The organism is Enterobacter sp. Tr-810 (genome assembly GCF_011752765.1).
Classification (GTDB): domain Bacteria; phylum Pseudomonadota; class Gammaproteobacteria; order Enterobacterales; family Enterobacteriaceae; genus Enterobacter; species Enterobacter soli.
This window is the reverse complement of the sequence record NZ_VWWW01000001.1, coordinates 1287921-1307159: the sequence shown is the minus strand read 5'-3', so window position 1 is coordinate 1307159 and position 19239 is coordinate 1287921. Positions and strand designations below refer to the sequence as shown.

The following is a 19239-nucleotide window of genomic DNA, read 5'->3' as shown; positions in this document are numbered from 1 at the left end:
TCTGATCTAACCCCAAAACCCTCTGCCTGTGCAGGGGGTTTTTTATTTCCTCACTTTCTTACTTCCCTTCACCCAACCGATACGCCAGCGCCACCACCAGCGACTGCACCAGGCACAGCGTCGCCGACTGAGACCGGAACGCATCCACCTGCGCCTCTTTCACCACGAAGCAGAGGTCACTAAATGTCGCCAGCGGGCTAATCTGGCTATCCGTAATCACAATCTGCCGCGCGCCGACGCTGGCAGCAGTTTCGCTGACCATCACCGTCTCTTCCGCGTACGGCGAGAAGCTGATCGACACCACAATGTCCCGCGCCTTAATGCGGCTGATCTGCTCGCGCAGCATCCCGCCCATGCCGTCGAGCAGAATAGGGCGGCACTCCAGGTGGCTCAGGGCGTAGGTCAGATAAGCGGCGACGCTAAAGGAGCGGCGTAAACCGGCGATGTAGATGGTGTCGGCATCGGCCAGCAGCTGCACGGCGCGCTCCAGCATCTCCGGCTCGGCGCGGGCGGCCAGCTGCTGTAGCGCCTGTGCATTTGAACGGGCGAACTCTTGCAGGATATCGAGCGGCGTTTCCGGCACGGTCTCGTTCTCCATTTCGCGGAACAGCCGGGCGCGATCGCTGTAGCTGGCGGTTTCTTCCACCAGGTTCATACGAAACAGCTGTTTCATTTCGTTGAACCCGGTGAAGTCAAAGGCGTTGGCAAAGCGGATCAGCGTCGATGGCGGCACGTCGGCACGCTCGGCAATGACGGCAACCGTATCAAAGGCCACACTGTTAGTGTTATCCAGCACATAGCGGGAGACCTGTTGCAGCCTCTTGCTCAGGCTATCGTAGCGATCGCGGATTTGCTGCTGCAGTTCGTTCAGGCTGGTTGCTGTCGTCATGTTATCCCCCAAATACAGTCATATGATTCTAAACGCAAAACCGCGTCTTTTAAATGTCGGCCATCCATCTGGCAGCAAAAATGAAACAGAAGCTTCAGTCATTTCCTCGCCTGAAATGCCTTAATAGCGCACGCTGCGTCAGTGTTGTTGGCTGTTAACATAAAAATCCATCCTTGATCACAATAATCATCATTTATTTTATTTCAACTTAAAATGGAATATTTGTTTCATATATAGTGTTCTGTACACAGTGTTCAGGTAACAGTCACGTATCAACAGCGAGAGGTTAAGGATGGAGACGGTAGCGAATTTTATTCACGGCGAAAGTGTCACCGGTTCAGGCCAGCGCGTTCAGGCGATCTTCAACCCGGCCACTGGCGAGCAGATCCGCCAGGTGGTGATGAGTACGGCACAGGAAACCGGGCAGGCCATTGCCGCCGCGCAGCAGGCGTTTCCGGCGTGGGCGCGCCAGGCTCCGCTTAAGCGCGCGCGTGTGATGTTCCGCTTCAAAGCGCTGCTGGAAGAGAACATGACGCGCCTGGCCCGCATCATCAGCGAAGAGCACGGCAAGGTCTTCTCCGACGCGGTGGGCGAACTGACCCGCGGCCTGGAGGTGGTGGAATTTGCCTGCGGCATCCCGCATCTGCAAAAGGGTGAACACTCTGCGAACGTGGGCACCGGCGTCGACAGCCACTCGCTGATGCAGCCGCTCGGGGTCTGCGTCGGGATCACGCCGTTTAACTTCCCGGCGATGGTACCGATGTGGATGTTCCCGATTGCACTGGCGACCGGCAACACCTTTGTGCTGAAACCGTCGGAAAAAGACCCTTCTCTCGCGCTCGCTCTGGCGCAATTGCTGAAAGAGGCTGGCCTGCCGGACGGCGTTTTCAACGTAGTACAGGGCGATAAAGAGTCCGTTGATGTGCTCCTGACCGACCCGCGCGTGCAGGCGGTGAGCTTTGTCGGCTCCACGCCAATTGCCGAATACATATACCAGGCCGCGTCTGCCCACGGGAAGCGCTGTCAGGCGCTGGGCGGCGCGAAAAACCACTGCATTTTAATGCCGGATGCGGATATGGAGATGGCGGCCAACGCCATTATGGGCGCAGGCTTCGGCGCAGCGGGGGAACGCTGCATGGCACTCTCGGTGGTGCTGGCGGTGGGCGATAAAACTGCCGATGACCTCTGCGCCAGGCTGGAAAAACAGATTGCCGCGCTGCGTGTCGGGCCGGGTCTGGACCAGTCGCCAGAAAACGAAATGGGGCCGCTTATCTCTGCCGCGCATCGCAGCAAGGTGCTGGGCTATATCGACAGCGGGGAAGCGCAGGGGGCGAAACTTCGCGTGGACGGTCGCGGCTTCAGCGTGAAAGGGCACGAACAGGGCTATTTCGTCGGGCCGACGCTGTTCGACAACGTCACCCCGGAAATGACCATCTATAAAGAAGAAATTTTCGGCCCGGTGCTTTCTGTGGTGCGTGTAGCAGATTACGCCAGCGCGGTGGATCTGATTAACCGCCACGAATATGGTAATGGCTCGGCGATCTTCACCCGTGACGGCGGCTGCGCGCGTCGCTTCTGCGAAGAGGTGCAGGCGGGCATGGTGGGGGTCAACGTGCCGATCCCGGTGCCGATGGCATTCCACAGTTTTGGTGGCTGGAAGCGCTCGATTTTTGGCGCGCTCAACGTCCACGGCAACGACGGCGTGCGTTTCTACACCCGAATGAAAACCATCACCGCGCGCTGGCCGGAAATGCAGCAGGAGACAGGCGCTGCGTTCTCCATGCCAACGCTGGGCTGACAGGAGGTTTTATGCAAACCGAACGTATGACCATGGCCCAGGCGCTGGTCCGGTTCCTGAATCAACAGTACGTCAGCGTGGACGGTGACGAAACGCCCTTTGTGGAGGGCATCGCCACAATCTTCGGGCACGGCAATGTGCTCGGTATTGGCCAGGCGCTGGAGCAGAACCCCGGCCATTTGCACGTGATGCAAGGGTGTAACGAGCAGGGCATCGCCCATATGGCAACGGGGTTCGCCAAACAGCACCGTCGTCAGCGTATTTTTGCCGTCACCTCGTCCGTCGGGCCGGGCGCCGCGAATATGGTGACCGCTGCGGCAACCGCCACGGCGAACCGCATTCCGCTGTTGCTGCTGCCCGGTGATATCTACGCCAGCCGCCAGCCTGACCCGGTGCTACAGCAGATCGAGCAATATCACGATCTCAGCATCAGCACCAACGACTGCTTCCGCCCGGTCTCCCGCTACTGGGACCGCATTAACCGGCCGGAGCAGCTGATGAGTGCAATGTTAAGCGCGATGCGAACGCTTACTGACCCCGCCAATACCGGGGCGGTGACCATCTGCCTGCCGCAGGACGTGCAGGGCGAAGCCTGGGATTATCCCCTTAGCTTCTTCGTGCGTCGCGTGCATCACATCGAACGTCGTCCGCCTGACCCGCAGCGTCTGGCGCAGGCGCAGGCGCTGATTGCCCGCAAGCGTCGTCCGCTGGTGGTGTGTGGCGGCGGCGTACGTTACTCCGGCGCGCATGAGGCATTTCGCGAATTTGTCGAGACGTTACAACTGCCGTTTGCCGAAACCCAGGCCGGAAAGGGGGCGCTGGTAAGTGACCACCCACTTAATCTGGGCGGGTTGGGTGTGACGGGCGGAATGGCTGCCAACCAGCTTGCGCCGCAGGCGGATTTAGTGATTGGCATCGGTACGCGCCTGACCGACTTTACCACCGGCTCCAAGGCGCTCTTTTCCCATCCTGACGTCGAATTTCTGCTGCTGAACGTGGCCGAATTTGACGCCCTGAAGCTCGACGCCACCGCGCTAATTGCCGATGCCCAAACCGGGCTGAAGGCGCTGACCCATGCGCTCAGGAATTACCGCAGCGGCTGGGGAGAAGAGATTGCCCTGGCGCAATCCGCCTGGCGCGATGAGTGCCGCCGTCTGTGGGATCGCCAGTGGCATCCGGCAGATATACCCGAAGTGGCGGGGCACCTGGATGCGCAGCTGGCGGAATACGGCGAGACGCTTAATACCCGCCTGACCCAGACGCGGGTGCTGGGGCTGATTAACCAGCATATTGAAGATAATGCCATCGTGGTGGGTGCAGCCGGTTCGCTGCCGGGAGATTTGCAGCGCCTCTGGCAGGTCAAAACGCCGGACAGCTATCACCTGGAGTACGGCTATTCCTGCATGGGCTACGAGATTGCGGCCGCCATTGGCGCCAGGCTCGCCAGGCCCGAGCAGCCGGTATACGCCATGGTGGGGGATGGTTCCTACATGATGCTGCACTCCGAGCTGCAAACCGCGGTGCAGGAGGGGATTAAGGTCACCATATTGCTGTTTGATAACGCCAGCTTCGGCTGCATTAACAATCTGCAAATGGGGCACGGCATGGGCAGCTTTGGCACGGAAAATCGCCAGCGTAATCCAAAAACCGGGCGGCTTGACGGGCCGCTGGTGAAGGTCGATTTTGCGCAAAACGCGGAAAGCTATGGCTGCCGCGCGTGGCGGGTAAACGATGAGCAAAGCCTGCTGGCGGCGCTTGAGGCGTCACGTGCGCATCCGGGCCCGACGCTGCTGGACATCAAAGTGCTGCCGAAGACCATGACCCACGATTACGCCGCGTGGTGGCGAACCGGCGATGCGCAGGTGGCAGAGTCATCTGCCGTGCGCCAGGCCGCTCTGCAAACGCAGGCGCAGGTGAAAAAAGCCCGTCAGTATTAAGTTTTCCCGCCGTAACGAAATTTTCATTTCATTTCCCCCTCACCCTAACCCTCTCCCCAAAGGGGAGAGGGGATAGTTCGGTGCGGCCTTTTCTCCCTGGCCCACTTGGGGAGATGGGACGGCTCAGGGCTGTCTTTTCTCCCTCGCCCCTTTGGGGAGAGGGCCGGGGTGAGGGGAAGATGTCCTCCCTCCCATGTTGTGAGATTGATAACAGAATTTATCTCATTCATCTCAAAAGTGTTAACTCACACTCAAAAACATAATTTTCACTATTTATAAAAATGAAATAAATGTTTTATTTATAGGGTCGTTAGTTCACAGCATTCACCAACACCGGGAGCCGTTATGTTTAACATTGCTTTACTGGGCGCTGGCCGAATTGGCCAGGTACATGCAGCTAACATCGCCAGTCACAGCGCGACCACGCTCTGGTCCGTGGTTGACCCGAATCAGGAATTTGCCACCCGCCTCGCGACGCAGTATCAGGCCCGTCAGCAGAGCCTTGACGAAGCGATGACTGACCCTAACGTTCATGCCGTGCTGATCGCTTCCGCGACCGATACCCACGCGGACCTGATTGAAATGGCCGCCCGCCACGGCAAGGCCATCTTCTGTGAAAAGCCGGTACATCTTGATCTCGCCCGCGTGCGCGATTGCCTGAAAGTGGTCAAAGAGTACGACGTGCCGCTGTTCATCGGCTTTAACCGTCGGTTTGACCCGCAGTTCCGCCGTGTGAAAACCGACGTCCAGGCCGGGCGCATCGGCAAACCAGAGTCACTGCTGATTATCTCACGCGATCCCTCCCCGCCGCCCGCGGAGTACGTGCGCGTCTCTGGCGGCATGTTCTGCGATATGACCATCCACGACTTTGACATGGCGCGCTTCATCATGGGTGAAGAGCCGGTGTCGGTGTATGCCCAGGGCAGCAACCTGGTGGATCCGGCGATTGGCGAGGCGGGGGATATCGATACCGCGTTTATCGTTCTGAAATATGCCTCCGGCGCGATGGCCACCATCGTCAACAGCCGCCGCTCCTCTTATGGCTATGACCAGCGCCTTGAACTGCACGGCTCCGAAGGGCTGCTGTGCGCGGGCAATATTCTTGAAAACCAGGTGCAGCACTACGGCCAACAGGGTTGCACCAGCGCGTTGCCGGAACACTTCTTCCTGCAACGCTACAAATCCGCTTACGCCGCGGAATGGGAACACTTTGTCGCGGTCCTGCGCGGCGAAGCGGTGCCTGATTGCAGCGGCGATGATGGTGAACGTGCGCTGTACCTTGCGGATAAAGCGCTGGAATCGCTGCGTAGCCAGCGCGAGATCGTCCTCTAAACACAACAACCCTACACAGAGAGACATAATAATGAAAAAACTGATCTTAGCCGCCCTCATCGCCATGACGTCCGGGGCTGCCCTTGCCGAAAACGAGCAAATTGTTTTCAGTACGCCAAACCTGGCCATGCCGTTTGAAGTTCACATGCAGCGCACGGCGGTGAAAGCCGCAAAAGAGATGGGCGTGAAGCTTCAGGTTCTGGACGGGCAGGGCAGCTCACCGAAACAGGTAGCTGACCTTGAAAACGCCATCACCCGTGGGGCGCAGGGTTTTATCGTCTCCCCGAACGACGTGAACGCTGTCTCCAGCGCGGTGGATGAAATTCAGGATGCGAAGCTGCCGGTGGTCACCCTGGACCGCTCCGTCGATAGCCAGAAGAAAGTGCCGCACTTTGGCGCCAACAACTACAAGGGCGGCCAGGCGATTGGCGATTTCGTCAAAACCAAATTCCCCAACGGCGCGGACATTATTCTGCTCACCGGTCAGCCAGGCTCTTCCTCCAATATTGAACGCACCAAAGGGATCCGCGACAGCCTGAAGGCGGGCGGGGATAAGTACAAGATCGTCGCCGATCAGACCGGCAACTGGATGCGTTCAGAAGGGATGCGCATTGTTGAAAGCGTCCTGCCTTCACTGCCGAAACGTCCACAGGTGATCCTCTCCGCCAACGACGATATGGCGCTGGGGGCGATTGAAGCCCTGCAAAGCCAGGGCGTGAAACCGGGTGAAATTCTGGTCACCGGTTTTGATGCCGTTCCTGAAGCGCTGGCCCGCGTGCGCGACGGCTGGCTGGCGGTAACGGCGGATCAGCGTCCGGGCTTTGCGGTGCAGACGGCGATGAGCCAGTTGGTAGCCAGCGTGCGTGAGAAGAAAACCATCACCGGTGCGGATTACCCGCCGACGCTGATCACCAAAGAGAACCTGCAGCAGGCTGAGCGTATCGGTGAGGCCGGTAACTAACATATTCGGAGCCGCCCCAGCGGCGGCTCCTTATGAGGAGGAGCAGACTGATGTCGCAACCCTTACTGAAAGTGACCGACCTGGCCAAAAGCTTTTCCGGCGTCTGGGCTCTGAGCAGCGCTCAGCTGACCGTCGGCAGCGGCGAAATTCACGCCCTGCTGGGGGAAAACGGGGCAGGGAAATCCACACTGCTGAAAGCACTCGCGGGTGCGCAGCCGCAAACGCGCGGCGATATCTGGTTCAACGGCGAAACGCTGCCGGTGGACGACTCCCCGGTGGCGCGGCAGAACAAAGGCATTATCACCATCTATCAGGAATTTAACCTGCTGCCCAACATGACCGTCGCGGAAAATATGTTTCTCGGGCGCGAGCCGCGCAGGCGTAACCTGATCGTCGACGAAAAGGCGGTAAATCAGGAAGCGCAGGTCATTCTCGATTACCTGCAACTGAACGTCGCCCCCACCACGCCTGTCGCCCGTCTGAGCGTCGCCCAGCAACAGATGGTGGAGATCGCCCGGGCGCTGACCCTCAACGCCAGGTTAATCATTATGGACGAACCTTCCGCCGCGCTGAGCGACAGCGAGGTGGAAAGCCTGCACCGCGTGGTGCGTGAGCTTAAAAACCGTGGCGTGAGCATTATTTATGTTACCCACCGTCTGCACGAAGTTTTCCAGCTTTGCGATCGCTTCACCGTGTTCCAGGACGGCCGTTTCACCGGTACCGGCGCGGTGGCAGAGACCAACGTCGAACAGCTGATCCGCCTGATGGTCGGGCGCGACGTGGCCTTTAATCGCCGCCCGGCCAGCGAAACCCATCATGAAGACAAACCCGTCCGCCTGGCCGTTAAGGGGCTGAGCCGCGAAAAACCGCCGCTGGATCCGCACGGCATTGCCTTGCACGACATCAGCTTCCACGTCCACGCCGGGGAAGTCTTAGGCATTGCCGGGCTGGTGGGCGCAGGGCGTACCGAAGTGGCGCGCTGCCTGTTTGGCGCAGACGCCTTTACCTCGGGCAGCTTTGAGCTGGACGGCGTGCCGTATCAGCCGCGCGACCCGCTTTATGCCCTTGATCAGGGCGTGGCGCTGGTACCGGAAGACCGCAAAAAAGAGGGGGCGGTGCTGGGGCTGTCGATTCGCGACAACCTGTCGCTCTCCTGCCTTTCGTCGCTCCTGCAATGGCGCTGGTTCGTGAACACCCGCAAAGAGGACGACCTGATCGAGTCATACCGCAAAGCGCTACAGATCAAAATGGTCAACAGCGAGCAGGAGGTGCGCAAGCTCTCCGGCGGCAACCAGCAAAAAGTGATCCTCGCGCGCTGCATGGCGCTCAATCCGCGGGTGCTGATCGTTGATGAACCGACGCGCGGCATCGACGTAGGGACCAAATCAGAAGTGCACCAGGTGCTGTTTGACATGGCGAAAAAGGACGTGGCGGTGATCGTGATCTCCTCCGATCTGCCTGAAGTGATGGCGGTGTCTGACCGGATCATCACGCTCAGTGAAGGTCGGGTGACCGGCGAGATCCACGGTGACGACGCTAACGAAGAACGGCTGATGACGATGATGGCCATCAACCACAACGCCCTGAACGCGGCATAACGGAGTTTCTCATGACGCAGATGATTTCTAAAACGCAGGCCCCGGCTAAACGTGCCGGTCGCATCGATCCCATCGCCTTCTTCGAGCGCTTCGGGGTACTGATTTTCATGATCCTGCTGCTGATTTTCTTCCAGTCGCAGAACAGCAATTTTTTCTCTGAACGCAATATTTTCAACATCCTGACCGAAGTCTCTATCTACGGGATCATGGCCGTGGGGATGACCTTCGTCATCCTGACCGCCGGGATCGACCTCTCCGTAGGCTCCATTCTGGCGGTGTGCGCCATGACCGCGGCGTACGTGATTAAGGGCGACAACTTCACCACCGTCGACCCGAACGCCTGGGGCGGCATGAGCTGGCTGATTGGGCTGGGGATTTGTCTGGCAATGGGCACGGCGATTGGCTTCCTGCACGGTCTGGGCGTGACTCGCCTGCGCCTGCCGCCGTTCATCGTTACCCTCGGCGGGATGACCATCTGGCGCGGCCTGACGCTGGTGATTAACGACGGCGCACCTATTGCCGGTTTCGATCCTGGCTACCGCTGGTGGGGACGCGGGGAGCTACTCGGCATCTCCATTCCTATCTGGATCTTCGCCATCGTTGCCATCGGCGGTTATCTGGCACTGCATAAAACCCGCTGGGGTCGCTTCGTCTACGCCATTGGCGGTAACCCGGAGGCGGCACGCCTGGCGGGGGTGAACGTCAAGCGTGTACTGGTCAGCGTGTATGTGTTGATTGGCTGTCTGGCGGGGCTGGCGGGCTTCATTCTGAGCGCACGTCTGGGAAGCGCCGAGGCGGTCGCCGGGATCTCCTTTGAGCTGCGCGTCATCGCTTCGGTGGTGATTGGCGGCACCTCGTTGATGGGGGGTTATGGACGCATCGGCGGCACCATTATCGGCTCCATCATCATGGGCATTCTGATTAACGGCCTGGTGCTGATGAACGTCTCGGCCTACTACCAGCAAATTATCACCGGATTAATTATCGTTCTGGCGGTGGCGTTTGATACCTACGCCAAGAGCCGTCGCGGCGCACTGTGAGGATCATGATGAAAGAGGTTCGTATTGGATTGATTGGCACCGGGTATATCGGCAAGGCACATGCCATCGCCTATGCCCAGGCCCCGACGGTATTCAACCTGCGCGGCAAACTGGTGCGCGAGATGGTGGCCGAAGTGAACCCGACGCTGGCGGCAGAGCGGGCGCAGGCGTTTGGCTTCAACCGCTCAACCGGGGACTGGCGGGCGCTGGTGGCCGACCCGGTCATTGATGTGGTGGATATTTGTTCGCCTAACCATCTGCATAAAGAGATGGCGCTGGAGGCGATCCGCCACGGCAAGCACGTTTACTCGGAGAAGCCGCTGGCGCTTAACGCCCACGATGCGCGTGAGATGGTCGACGCCGCGAAGCGGGCAGGGGTGAAAACCCTGGTGGGGTTCAACTACATGAAAAACCCGACAGCGCAGCTGGCGAAAGAGATTATTGCGCGCGGCGAGATTGGTGAGGTGATCCATTTCTACGGCACCCACAACGAAGATTATATGGCCGACCCGCTCTCTCCGATCCACTGGCACTGCTTTAAAGAGACCGCCGGGCTGGGGGCGCTGGGCGACCTCGCGGCGCATATCGTCAATATGGCGCAGTACCTGGTGGGGGATATTGAACAGGTATGCGGCGACCTGAAGATTGTCGTCCCGGAACGCCCGGCGAAGGCCGGTTCGTCGGAGATGATTGCCGTTGAAAACGAGGATCAGGCCCACACGATGGTGCGTTTTGTGGGAGGTGCGCAAGGGGTCATTGAAACTTCACGCGTCGCCTGCGGCCGTAAGATGGGGCTGTCGTATGTCATCACCGGGACGAAAGGCGCCATCAGTTTCACCCAGGAGCGCATGGCCGAGCTGAAGCTCTATCTGCATGACGATCCGGTGAATCGCCAGGGGTTCCGCACGCTACTCGTTGGCCCGGCACACCCGGACTACGCCGCGTTCTGCATGGGCGCAGGCCACGGGATTGGCTTTAACGACCAAAAAACGGTGGAGGTGCGCGACCTGGTAGACGGGATTGCCGCCGACGTGCCGATGTGGCCGGACTTCGAAGAGGGCTGGAAGGTGTCTCGCGTGCTGGACGCGATTGCCCTCTCGCATCTACAGGGCCGCTGGCTGAACGTGAACGACATTGTCTGATGAGGTATCAACGTGGAAAAGCAGTTTGATGTGATATGCATGGGCCGCGTGGCGGTAGACCTCTACAGTCAGCAGATTGGTGCCCGTCTGGAAGATGTGTCGAGCTTCGCCAAATATCTCGGTGGTTCGTCCGGTAACGTGGCGTACGGCACTGCGCGTCAGGGGTTACGCTCGTCGATGCTGGCGCGGGTTGGCGATGAACATATGGGGCGCTTCCTGCGCGAAGAGTTAAACCAGGTGGGCTGCGATACCAGCCATCTGATAACCGATAAAGACCGCCTCACGGCGCTGGTGCTACTCGGCATTAAAGACCGGGACACCTTTCCTCTGATTTTTTATCGCGATAACTGCGCGGATATGGCGATTACCGCCAGCGATGTGAACGAAAGCTACATTGCCTCCGCACGGTGTCTTGCCATCACCGGGACTCACCTTTCTCACCCACAGACCCGCGAGGCGGTGTTGACGGCGCTAGGCTATGCCCGTCGCCACGGCGTGCGCACGGTGCTGGATATCGACTATCGTCCGGTGCTGTGGGGGCTAACCTCCTTAGGCGATGGCGAAACGCGCTTTATCGCCGCCGATAAGGTCACCCGCGAATTGCAGGAGGTGCTGCATCTCTTTGATGTCATTGTCGGCACCGAAGAGGAGTTCCATATTGCGGGTGGCAGCACGGATACCCTACGGGCGCTGGAGCAGGTGCGTGGCGTGAGCCAGGCCACGCTGGTCTGCAAACGTGGTGCGCTCGGCTGTTCGGTCTATCCCGATACCATTCCGCAACGACTGGACGATGGCCTGACGGTGACCGGCGTGCGCGTGGAGGTGCTGAACGTTCTCGGTGCGGGGGACGCGTTTATGTCCGGTCTGCTGCGAGGCTACCTGAATGACGAGGGCTGGGAGCAGGCGTGCCGCTATGCCAACGCCTGCGGCGCGCTGGTGGTCTCGCGCCACGGCTGTGCTCCGGCGATGCCGAGCAAAATTGAGCTGGATGATTATCTCTCCCGTGCTGCGCTCGTACCGCGCCCGGATCTTGACCCGCATCTTAACCATCTTCATCGCGTCACCACCCGCCGCCGCGAATGGCCGGAGCTGTGCGTGATGGCCTTCGACCACCGCAGCCAGCTGGAAGAGATGGCGATGCAGTGCGGTGCGTCGCTCAAGCGCATTCCGGCGCTGAAGCAGCTGATCCTGCAAGCCAGCCGTGAGGCGGCGAGCCGCGCCGGGCTGGAGGGCAAAGCCGGTCTGCTGTGCGACGGCACCTTTGGCCAGGACGCGCTGAACGCGATAACCGGCGAAGGCTGGTGGATTGGTCGCCCCATTGAGCTGCCGGGCTCGCGTCCGCTGGAGATGGAGCACGGCAACATCGGCACCCAGCTTATCAGCTGGCCACAGGAGCATGTGGTGAAATGCCTGGTCTTTTTCCATCCGGAAGATGCCCACGGCCTGCGCCTGGAGCAGGAGCAGAAAATCGCCGAGGTTTACCACGCCTGCTGCCAGTCCGGGCATGAGCTGCTGCTGGAGGTGATATTGCCTGCGACCATGCCGCGCAGCGATGAACTTTACCTGCGTGCAATCTCCCGTTTCTACAATCTCGGCATTTACCCCGACTGGTGGAAACTGCCGCCGCTCTCATCCGAGGGCTGGACGGCGCTGAGTGAAATCATCAAACGCCGTGACCCGCACTGCCATGGGGTGGTGATCCTGGGTCTGGACGCCCCGGCAGAACAGCTGCGCGCCGACTTCAAAGCCGCCTCGGGGCAGGCGCTGGTGAAAGGCTTCGCCGTGGGACGCACTCTGTTTGGCGATGCCTCCCGCGCGTGGCTGAAACACGATATTGACGATGCGCAGCTGGTGGCGCGCATTCGGGACAACTACCTACAGCTTATCGCCTGGTGGCGCGAGCGCGGACACGCATAATGGAGACGACAATGAGTGTACAACTGGGCATTAACCCTCTGACATGGACTAACGACGATCTGCCTTCCCTCGGTGCGGAGACATCGCTGGAGACTTGCCTGAGCGAAGGTAAAGAGGCCGGTTTTGCCGGTTTTGAGCTGGGCAATAAATTCCCGCGCGAAGCGCGCCTGCTCGGCCCCATTTTGCAGCGCCACGACCTGCAACTGGTTTCCGGCTGGTACTCTGGCCGCCTGCTGGAGCGCAGCGTGGAGGAAGAGATCGCCGCCGTTCAGTCCCACCTGACGCTGCTGCGCGAGCTGGGGGCGAAGGTGCTGGTCTTTGCGGAAGTGAGCGGCTGCATTCACGGCGAGCAGCAGACTCCGGTACATCTGCGCCCGCGTTTCCCGCAGGAGCGCTGGAAAGAGTATGGCGAGAAGCTCACCGAATTTGCCCGTTATACACAGCAACAGGGTGTGCAAATTGCTTATCATCACCATATGGGCACGGTCATTGAGTCTGCCGAAGACGTGGACAACCTGATGACCCATACCGGCGACGCGGTGGGGTTACTGTTGGATACCGGCCATCTGACCTTTGCCGGGGCCGATCCGCTGGCGGTCGCGCAGCGCTGGGCGTCGCGTATCAATCATGTTCACTGCAAAGACGTGCGTGCCGACGTGCTGGCGGATGTGAAAAACCGTAAAACCAGCTTCCTCGATGCGGTGCTGAGCGGCGTGTTTACCGTGCCGGGCGACGGTTGCGTAGATTACCCACCGATCATGCGCCTCCTGAAAACACAGGATTATCATGGCTGGCTGGTCGTTGAGGCAGAGCAGGATCCGGCGATTGCCCATCCGCTGACTTACGCCCGTCTGGGGTATAACAATCTGAGCCGTCTGGCGCGCGACGCCGGACTTATTTGAGGAGGTGACATGTCACGTCTGTTATCACGCTGGCAACAGCCGAACGGCGAGGGGCGCACGCAGTCCGTCACGCCGGAAAGCGCAGGCTGGGGGTATGTCGGCTTTGAGGCGTATGAGCTACAGGAGGGGCAGCAGTTGACGCTGCCCGCCGTCAGCGAAGAGCGCTGTCTGGTGCTGGTGGCCGGACGCGCTTCCATCAGCACGCCTTCCGCGCAGTTTAACGACATTGGCGAGCGGATGAGCCCGTTCGAGCGTATCAAGCCGTGGGCGGTTTACGTCACCCCGCAGGAGGCGGTGCAGGTGAAGGCGCTGACGAAGCTGGAGCTGGCGGTCTGCGCCGCCCCTGGTAAAGGCACGTACCCGACGCGGCTGATTGCCCCGCAGGATATCGACGGTGAAGCGCGCGGCAAGGGGCATAACCAGCGCTACGTGCACAACATTCTTCCGGAAGATAAACCGGCCGACAGCCTGCTGGTAGTGGAGGTCTGGACCAACGAAGGTTGCACCAGCTCGTACCCGAGCCATAAGCACGACACGGATAACCCGCCAGACGAAACCTATCTGGAGGAGACGTACTACCATCGTCTCAACCCGGAGCAGGGGTTTTGTATGCAGCGTGTCTATACTGACGACCGGTCGCTGGATGAGTGTATGGCAGTCTACAACCGGGATGTGGTCATGGTGCCGAAGGGCTATCACCCGGTGGCGACGATGGCCGGGTATGACAGCTATTATCTCAACGTGATGGCCGGGCCGGTGCGTAAATGGATGTTCACCTGGGAAGATGACCACGCGTGGATTAATCGCGATTATCCCGCGGATGGCGGGCGCTGAGGCTGTTTTTTGCCGGGTGGCGCTGCGCTTACCCGGCCTACAATTCGCAAAAAATTACTTTGCTTCAATCGCCTGCTCAATCGTGCGGGCGATGGCGTCCGGCTGGCTCACCATCGACACGTGGCTGGCCGCCACCTCGGTGGTTTTTGCGTGGAGCGCTTTCGCCATAGCACGTTCAAGATCGGGGTTGATCATACGGTCATTCTTGCTGACCACAAACCAACTCGGTTTGTCATGCCACGCCGCGTGGGCAACTTTTTCACCAAATGCCTCGGCCTTAATTGGCCCCTGTGTGGCTGCAATCGTATCTTGAATGGCTGGCTTCACGTCAGGCGCGAAGTCCTTCCTGACGGCTCCTGTCGGCAGGTATAAGTAGCCGTCCGCTGTTTTAGCAATGCCCGCGCTGCCCGGCGGCGCGGGGAAGCTTCCTGTAAGATCCGCCGTAGACTGACCGGAATCCGGCGCGAATGCCGCCACGTAAACCAACGATTTTACCCGTGCATCATTGCCCGCTTCGCTAATCACCGTCCCGCCCCAGGAGTGGCCGACCAGCACCACATTACCCTGTGCACGAGCAATGGCACGCTGTGTGGCGGCCACGTCATCTTTCAGCGACGTTAACGGTAGCTGCACGGCAATGACCTCCGTGTGCTGTTTTTGCAACTGGCTAATGACCTTATTCCAGCTACTGCCATCGGCAAAGGCGCCATGAACCAGCACCACGCTGGTTTGGGTTTCAGCAAATGCGCTGGCAGAAAGCGCCAGCAGGCCAGCGGTTAAGATCGACAATGTTTTCATTTTCAGCCCCTTAAAAGTGATGAATTGCCGCATGTGGCGGTACGGTGAACACGATGGTTTTGTGGTCGATGGGTTTATGCGTCGGATCGGCGAGGATGAAGGTCACTTTATGTTGACCTGCGGGTAGCCCAACCAGGATCACCGGCTCACTGCTGGTGTCCGCCCAGTGCCATGGCGCGTCATCCACGACGACGTGAATATGGCCAATACGCGGCGTGACCTTTAGCGCTTCCGGGCCGAATACCGGCTCGATACGCAGGTTTTCGACCCGGTATTGAATAAACACCGCGCCTTTGCTCAGCGGGCCCGCAAGCGGCGGGTCGACAATCAGCTTTGCCGGCGGTTGTGGCTGCGATAGTGGCGCAACTGCCGCCGGGCCGTTCACCTCAGCAGCGCTGAGGCCATCTAATGGGCCAGCCCAGCCAGGGGAGGTGAGCGCGATAAAGGGGAGTAACAGATAGTGATATTTCATCCAGTGTCTCCTGTGAATGTAAAAACTGACGACAGACACAGAAGACCACTTTTATGTATCAGGCCTGTTTGTCTTCATGGGTTTTTTGTATCGCCGCGTAAGCCTGGGCGGTGAGATACAGTGCGATACAGTTGGCTCATGCACCGCCGCGGAACTACTGGCATGGTGTCTTCAGTGGCACCTTTTATGGGGCTGACATAAACCGGAGAGAACATCATGAACAACGAGAAAGTCGCTTTGATTTTTGGCGGTGCTCGCGGAATTGGCGCGGCCATTGCCGCACGGCTGGCACGGGAAGGGTACCGCATTGCAATCACCTGGGTTTCCCGACCAGACCGGGCAGAGACGCTTGTAACGTCTGTCAAAAACGCAGGTGGACAGGCGCTGGCCATCAGAGCCGATAGCGCGGATCCTGCCGCCATTCAATCGGCCGTTGATGCCACACTTCATCATTACGGAAGGCTGGACATCGCGGTGGTGAATGCGGGCGTGCTTCGTCTGGGCAGAATTGAGGATTTTCAGCTGGACGACCTCGATGCCACGCTAGCAGTTAATGTACGCGGTGTTTTCCTGTCTGTTCAGGCGGCAGTTAAACGTATGACGGACGGGGGGAGAATAATCACCATTGGCAGCAATACCGCAGTGCGCACGGGACATGCGGGAAGCAGCGTATACGCCATGAGCAAAGCGGCGGTGGCCGCAATGGTGCAGAACCTGGCGCTGGATTTGGCACCCAGACGGATAACCATCAATAACATCCAGCCAGGTCCCATTGCGACGGACATGACCGCCGCAATGGTGGAGCAGATTACCGCGCAGATCCCGTTGCAACGCATTGGGCAACCGGAGGAGATCGCCTCGCTTGCCATATGGCTTGCCAGCGAGGAATCTGGCTATATGACGGGCGCGAGTTTGACGATTGACGGCGGGTTTGTACTTTAACTGCTCAGGGCAGGGACGCCCTGACGACGTTGCTTTCTCACGAGCGTGATGGCCAGTGCAGCAATCACCAGCGTCAGGCTTAACGAAACCCACATCGCGCCTGTTATTCCAAGCGTTTTATTCAGCCACGCATAAGCAAAGGGTGACGCCGCTGCCATCAACTGACCCGGGATAAGCAATAATCCGGTGCGCCTGGCATAGCTTTCAGCATTGAACAGCTCCAGCGGCAGCGTTGCTTTGACTATCGTCACCAGCCCGTTTATCGCGCCATACCCCAGCACAAATCCGGCGGCGCACCACACAAATGTAGACCCACTCAACCCAACGAGAAAACAGAGCGGCATGGCCAGCGAGGTCATTAGCGTCAGCCTGAGCGCTGTCAGGCGCGTACCCGCCAGTACTTCCATCAGCCGTGCACCGGTTTGACCAAATCCCCACAGCATCCCGATACCCACCGGCAGGCCAAAGCTGGCGATAAATTCCGGCAGATGTGTCGACGTACCGTTAGAGACAAAGGTGATAAGAGCGATAAATGTCGCATACAGCCATCCGTTATTCGGGTCATCTTCCGGTACAGAGGCTTTGGCTTTTGCAGTGACCAGAGGCTTGTGGTGAGGCAACTGGCAGATAAGCACAGCACTCAGTAGGCCAAAAAGAGCATAGATCAGCAGCGCATCCTGCCAGCGCATCACCCTGAGCAGCGCATCGCCCAGGGGCCAAAATACCGCGGATGCCAGGCCACCGGCCAGCGTCACGCGGGAAATCGTGCGCCGGGCCTGCTGACCGTAGAGGTTTACCAGAGAGGCGAAAAGCGCGTCATACAGCGAGAGCCGCATTCCGATGCCGGTGATGAGCCAGACGGCATACCAGCTCGCGAGCGTAGAGGTATAGGTCATTGCCACACAGCTTGCGGCAATCAGTAAAGTCCCGCTCATCACCACCCGTTGCCCGCCAAAGCGCGCCAGCAAGCGGGCGACAAAAGGGGAGACGGCGGCCATCATCAGCATGGCGAGAGTCAGACCAAGATAGATTTCCGGCGATGACCATCCCCGGTCGCGGGCAATCGCCTGTGCAAAGGTGCCCGGCATATAAAAAGAGATGCCCCAGTTGATGAGCTGATTACAACCGGCAGTCAGAGAGAGGCGTCGGGGCAGAGCAGGTGTTTCCATTATTTTTCATTCCGTTAATGCAGTTGTCCTCAGCATAACGGGCGCGGTATTGTGCAGGCAGGCTCGCGACCTTATGACCTGTATAAGAGAAACTTTGAATGACGACGCTAAATCTGGGCAATCTGGCGACTTTTCGCCTGGTGGTACAGCGGGGTAGCTTTTCCGCCGCTGCGGATGTGCTGGGCATTTCTCAGCCTGCGGTTAGCCTACAAATCCGCCAGCTTGAGCAATTTCTCCAGACGCGATTAATCGAGCGCACAGGGCGCGGCATTAAAGCCACCGCAGCCGGGCTGGCGCTGCTGAGCCACGGGGAACGTATCGAACAGGTGGTGGATGAGGCCATTCGTTTCGTTAGCGAGTTTAACCGCGAGGTGAGCGGGACAATCACGCTCGGGACGGGGGCAACAGCCTGTATCCATCTTTTGCCCCCGCTGTTGCAGCAGTTACGAAACGACTACCCGTTGTTAAAGGTGGGGGTCACCACCGGGAACACGCTCGATATTGTGCGCGCGATTGAAGAAAACCGTCTGGACATGGGGCTGGTCACGCTGCCTGTCAGCGGGCGTACGCTGGATGTCATGCCGGTGATGAACGAAGAGTTTGTTTTTATTGTTTCGCAGGAGCAGCCTGGCGCGTGGGATCTACTGACGCCAGAGGTCCTGCACGCTCAGCCCCTGATTGCGTTCGAATCGGGAAGCGGTACGCGTGCGCTGATTGACGGCTGGTTTGAGGCCTGCGGAATAGCGATAGCGCCGGTAATGCAGCTCGGGAGCATTGAGGCGATCAAACGTATGGTGCGTGCAGGGCTTGGATACAGCATCGTGCCGCGAATGGCGGTAGAAAACCTGGCCGATCGGGAAGGGTTAAGCGTGCATTCATTGACGCCGGTTTTGCAGCGTCAGTTGGCCGTGGTGATGCGCCAGGACAAAATCCTGAGCAAAGGGATCTCTGCCATTATACGGATGCTGCAAAATAAGCCGCTGGATTAGCGTTCGGAAGTCTCGACAGACAAACTGGTTTGCTGGGATTGCATCTTGTCCTGATGGTGATACCAGGCGCCAATGGAAGAATAAACAAAGCGGCCAAAGAAAAAGAGAAAACTGATAAGCAGTATGATGCGGGTCATCCGAGTGTTAAATCGATGTCGTTTGTGCATACGCGTGGCCTGACTCACTGTGTTTATCCTGGGCATACCCTTTTGGGCGATACGGATATTAAGGCACAGCGGGAAGAGGGGGTCAATTCCGGGATGTGTAAAAAACCGTCAATGTTTACATTAACTAATGTTATTAAACATGGTTCATGCATTTACTGCTTTGATAAAATAAAGGAAATTAGTGCCGAATTTCGTAAGAAAGCATTATTCGAATAAATTAGTTTGATTTAAGTCAACGGATTCCCTGGGCCTCGAACTAAAATCCTTCCTCCTTATGCTCACGCAGAAATTGACTGGCGAGCATGTTCGTCAGGTTGGATGCCTGTCTTAATTTACCCACAGGAGCGAATGG

Annotated in this window: 17 protein-coding genes; 12 read left to right on the top strand and 5 right to left on the bottom strand. The window is 58.7% G+C overall.

Annotated features, from left to right (window positions below; genetic code table 11):
- Positions 1–58: 58 nt before the first annotated feature.
- Positions 59–889: a MurR/RpiR family transcriptional regulator gene (locus F3J30_RS06130; RefSeq protein WP_014071319.1), complete on the bottom strand. Its 831-nt coding sequence runs from the start codon at positions 887–889 to the stop codon at positions 59–61.
- 292 nt (positions 890–1181) lie between these two features.
- On the opposite strand from F3J30_RS06130, the gene F3J30_RS06125 reads away from it, so the two are divergent.
- The 10 genes from F3J30_RS06125 (at position 1182) to iolB (ending at position 14350) form a co-directional block, all read left to right on the top strand.
- The gene (locus F3J30_RS06125) at positions 1182–2687 is read left to right on the top strand and encodes a CoA-acylating methylmalonate-semialdehyde dehydrogenase (protein WP_166716626.1); all 1506 of its coding nucleotides are present in this window, start codon (positions 1182–1184) and stop codon (positions 2685–2687) included.
- 11 nt (positions 2688–2698) lie between these two features.
- Positions 2699–4624, top strand: coding sequence for a 3D-(3,5/4)-trihydroxycyclohexane-1,2-dione acylhydrolase (decyclizing) (iolD, locus tag F3J30_RS06120; protein WP_166716624.1), 1926 nt, complete (start codon positions 2699–2701; stop codon positions 4622–4624).
- Between the two features lie 345 nt (positions 4625–4969).
- Positions 4970–5956 (top strand): inositol 2-dehydrogenase, encoded by a 987-nt coding sequence (iolG, locus tag F3J30_RS06115; protein ID WP_166716622.1) that lies wholly within the window; start codon positions 4970–4972, stop codon positions 5954–5956.
- 31 nt (positions 5957–5987) lie between these two features.
- Positions 5988–6917 carry a substrate-binding domain-containing protein gene (locus tag F3J30_RS06110; protein WP_166716619.1) on the top strand — a complete coding sequence of 310 codons (930 nt, stop codon included), beginning with the start codon at positions 5988–5990 and terminating at the stop codon, positions 6915–6917.
- A gap of 50 nt (positions 6918–6967) precedes the next feature.
- Positions 6968–8515, top strand: a complete 1548-nt coding sequence (locus F3J30_RS06105) for a sugar ABC transporter ATP-binding protein (RefSeq protein ID WP_166716617.1) — start codon at positions 6968–6970, stop codon at positions 8513–8515.
- Between the two features lie 11 nt (positions 8516–8526).
- On the top strand, positions 8527–9555 hold the full coding sequence (locus tag F3J30_RS06100) for an ABC transporter permease (RefSeq protein ID WP_014071313.1): 1029 nt from the start codon (positions 8527–8529) through the stop codon (positions 9553–9555).
- 8 nt (positions 9556–9563) lie between these two features.
- Entirely contained in the window at positions 9564–10697 is a 1134-nt protein-coding gene (locus tag F3J30_RS06095) for a Gfo/Idh/MocA family oxidoreductase (protein ID WP_166716701.1), read from the top strand.
- A 12-nt stretch (positions 10698–10709) separates the two neighbouring features.
- The gene (iolC, locus tag F3J30_RS06090; RefSeq protein WP_166716615.1) at positions 10710–12614 is read left to right on the top strand and encodes a 5-dehydro-2-deoxygluconokinase; all 1905 of its coding nucleotides are present in this window, start codon (positions 10710–10712) and stop codon (positions 12612–12614) included.
- A gap of 11 nt (positions 12615–12625) precedes the next feature.
- Positions 12626–13516 (top strand): myo-inosose-2 dehydratase, encoded by an 891-nt coding sequence (iolE, locus tag F3J30_RS06085; protein ID WP_166716612.1) that lies wholly within the window; start codon positions 12626–12628, stop codon positions 13514–13516.
- 9 nt (positions 13517–13525) lie between these two features.
- A complete protein-coding gene (gene iolB / locus F3J30_RS06080) occupies positions 13526–14350 on the top strand; it encodes a 5-deoxy-glucuronate isomerase (protein ID WP_166716610.1) in 825 nt (274 codons plus the stop codon).
- A gap of 54 nt (positions 14351–14404) precedes the next feature.
- Here the strand turns inward: iolB and F3J30_RS06075 are convergent, their stop codons facing one another.
- Together F3J30_RS06075 and F3J30_RS06070 are read right to left on the bottom strand one after the other, a co-directional pair.
- On the bottom strand, positions 14405–15148 hold the full coding sequence (locus F3J30_RS06075) for an alpha/beta hydrolase (protein ID WP_166716608.1): 744 nt from the start codon (positions 15146–15148) through the stop codon (positions 14405–14407).
- Between the two features lie 10 nt (positions 15149–15158).
- Complete coding sequence (locus F3J30_RS06070; protein ID WP_166716606.1) at positions 15159–15620, bottom strand: DUF6130 family protein; 462 nt, start codon at positions 15618–15620, stop codon at positions 15159–15161.
- 216 nt (positions 15621–15836) lie between these two features.
- On the opposite strand from F3J30_RS06070, the gene F3J30_RS06065 reads away from it, so the two are divergent.
- Positions 15837–16562 carry an SDR family oxidoreductase gene (locus tag F3J30_RS06065; protein ID WP_166716604.1) on the top strand — a complete coding sequence of 242 codons (726 nt, stop codon included), beginning with the start codon at positions 15837–15839 and terminating at the stop codon, positions 16560–16562.
- Here the strand turns inward: F3J30_RS06065 and F3J30_RS06060 are convergent.
- The gene (locus F3J30_RS06060) at positions 16559–17731 is read right to left on the bottom strand and encodes an MFS transporter (protein WP_166716602.1); all 1173 of its coding nucleotides are present in this window, start codon (positions 17729–17731) and stop codon (positions 16559–16561) included. The two genes, F3J30_RS06065 and F3J30_RS06060, sit on opposite strands and share 4 nt — an antisense overlap.
- A 98-nt stretch (positions 17732–17829) precedes the next feature.
- Between F3J30_RS06060 and F3J30_RS06055 the strand changes: the two genes are divergently transcribed.
- Positions 17830–18720 (top strand): LysR family transcriptional regulator, encoded by an 891-nt coding sequence (locus tag F3J30_RS06055; protein WP_166716600.1) that lies wholly within the window; start codon positions 17830–17832, stop codon positions 18718–18720.
- Here the strand turns inward: F3J30_RS06055 and F3J30_RS06050 are convergent.
- On the bottom strand, positions 18717–18905 hold the full coding sequence (locus tag F3J30_RS06050; RefSeq protein WP_041162103.1) for a YfgG family protein: 189 nt from the start codon (positions 18903–18905) through the stop codon (positions 18717–18719). The genes F3J30_RS06055 and F3J30_RS06050 overlap by 4 nt on opposite strands.
- Between the last annotated feature and the right edge of the window lie 334 nt (positions 18906–19239).

Excerpts from the sequence above, each read along its gene's own strand:
- iolD (WP_166716624.1), top strand. The coding sequence starts at position 2,699 with ATGCAAACCGAACGTATGACCATGGCCCAGGCGCTGGTCCGGTTCCTG.
- F3J30_RS06125 (WP_166716626.1), top strand. The coding sequence starts at position 1,182 with ATGGAGACGGTAGCGAATTTTATTCACGGCGAAAGTGTCACCGGTTCA.
- iolE (WP_166716612.1), top strand. The coding sequence starts at position 12,626 with ATGAGTGTACAACTGGGCATTAACCCTCTGACATGGACTAACGACGAT.
- F3J30_RS06110 (WP_166716619.1), top strand. The coding sequence starts at position 5,988 with ATGAAAAAACTGATCTTAGCCGCCCTCATCGCCATGACGTCCGGGGCT.
- F3J30_RS06100 (WP_014071313.1), top strand. The coding sequence starts at position 8,527 with ATGACGCAGATGATTTCTAAAACGCAGGCCCCGGCTAAACGTGCCGGT.
- iolB (WP_166716610.1), top strand. The coding sequence starts at position 13,526 with ATGTCACGTCTGTTATCACGCTGGCAACAGCCGAACGGCGAGGGGCGC.
- F3J30_RS06055 (WP_166716600.1), top strand. The coding sequence starts at position 17,830 with ATGACGACGCTAAATCTGGGCAATCTGGCGACTTTTCGCCTGGTGGTA.
- F3J30_RS06065 (WP_166716604.1), top strand. The coding sequence starts at position 15,837 with ATGAACAACGAGAAAGTCGCTTTGATTTTTGGCGGTGCTCGCGGAATT.
- F3J30_RS06070 (WP_166716606.1), bottom strand. The coding sequence starts at position 15,620 with ATGAAATATCACTATCTGTTACTCCCCTTTATCGCGCTCACCTCCCCT.
- F3J30_RS06130 (WP_014071319.1), bottom strand. The coding sequence starts at position 889 with ATGACGACAGCAACCAGCCTGAACGAACTGCAGCAGCAAATCCGCGAT.
- iolG (WP_166716622.1), top strand. The coding sequence starts at position 4,970 with ATGTTTAACATTGCTTTACTGGGCGCTGGCCGAATTGGCCAGGTACAT.
- F3J30_RS06075 (WP_166716608.1), bottom strand. The coding sequence starts at position 15,148 with ATGAAAACATTGTCGATCTTAACCGCTGGCCTGCTGGCGCTTTCTGCC.
- F3J30_RS06095 (WP_166716701.1), top strand. The coding sequence starts at position 9,564 with ATGAAAGAGGTTCGTATTGGATTGATTGGCACCGGGTATATCGGCAAG.
- F3J30_RS06105 (WP_166716617.1), top strand. The coding sequence starts at position 6,968 with ATGTCGCAACCCTTACTGAAAGTGACCGACCTGGCCAAAAGCTTTTCC.
- F3J30_RS06060 (WP_166716602.1), bottom strand. The coding sequence starts at position 17,731 with ATGGAAACACCTGCTCTGCCCCGACGCCTCTCTCTGACTGCCGGTTGT.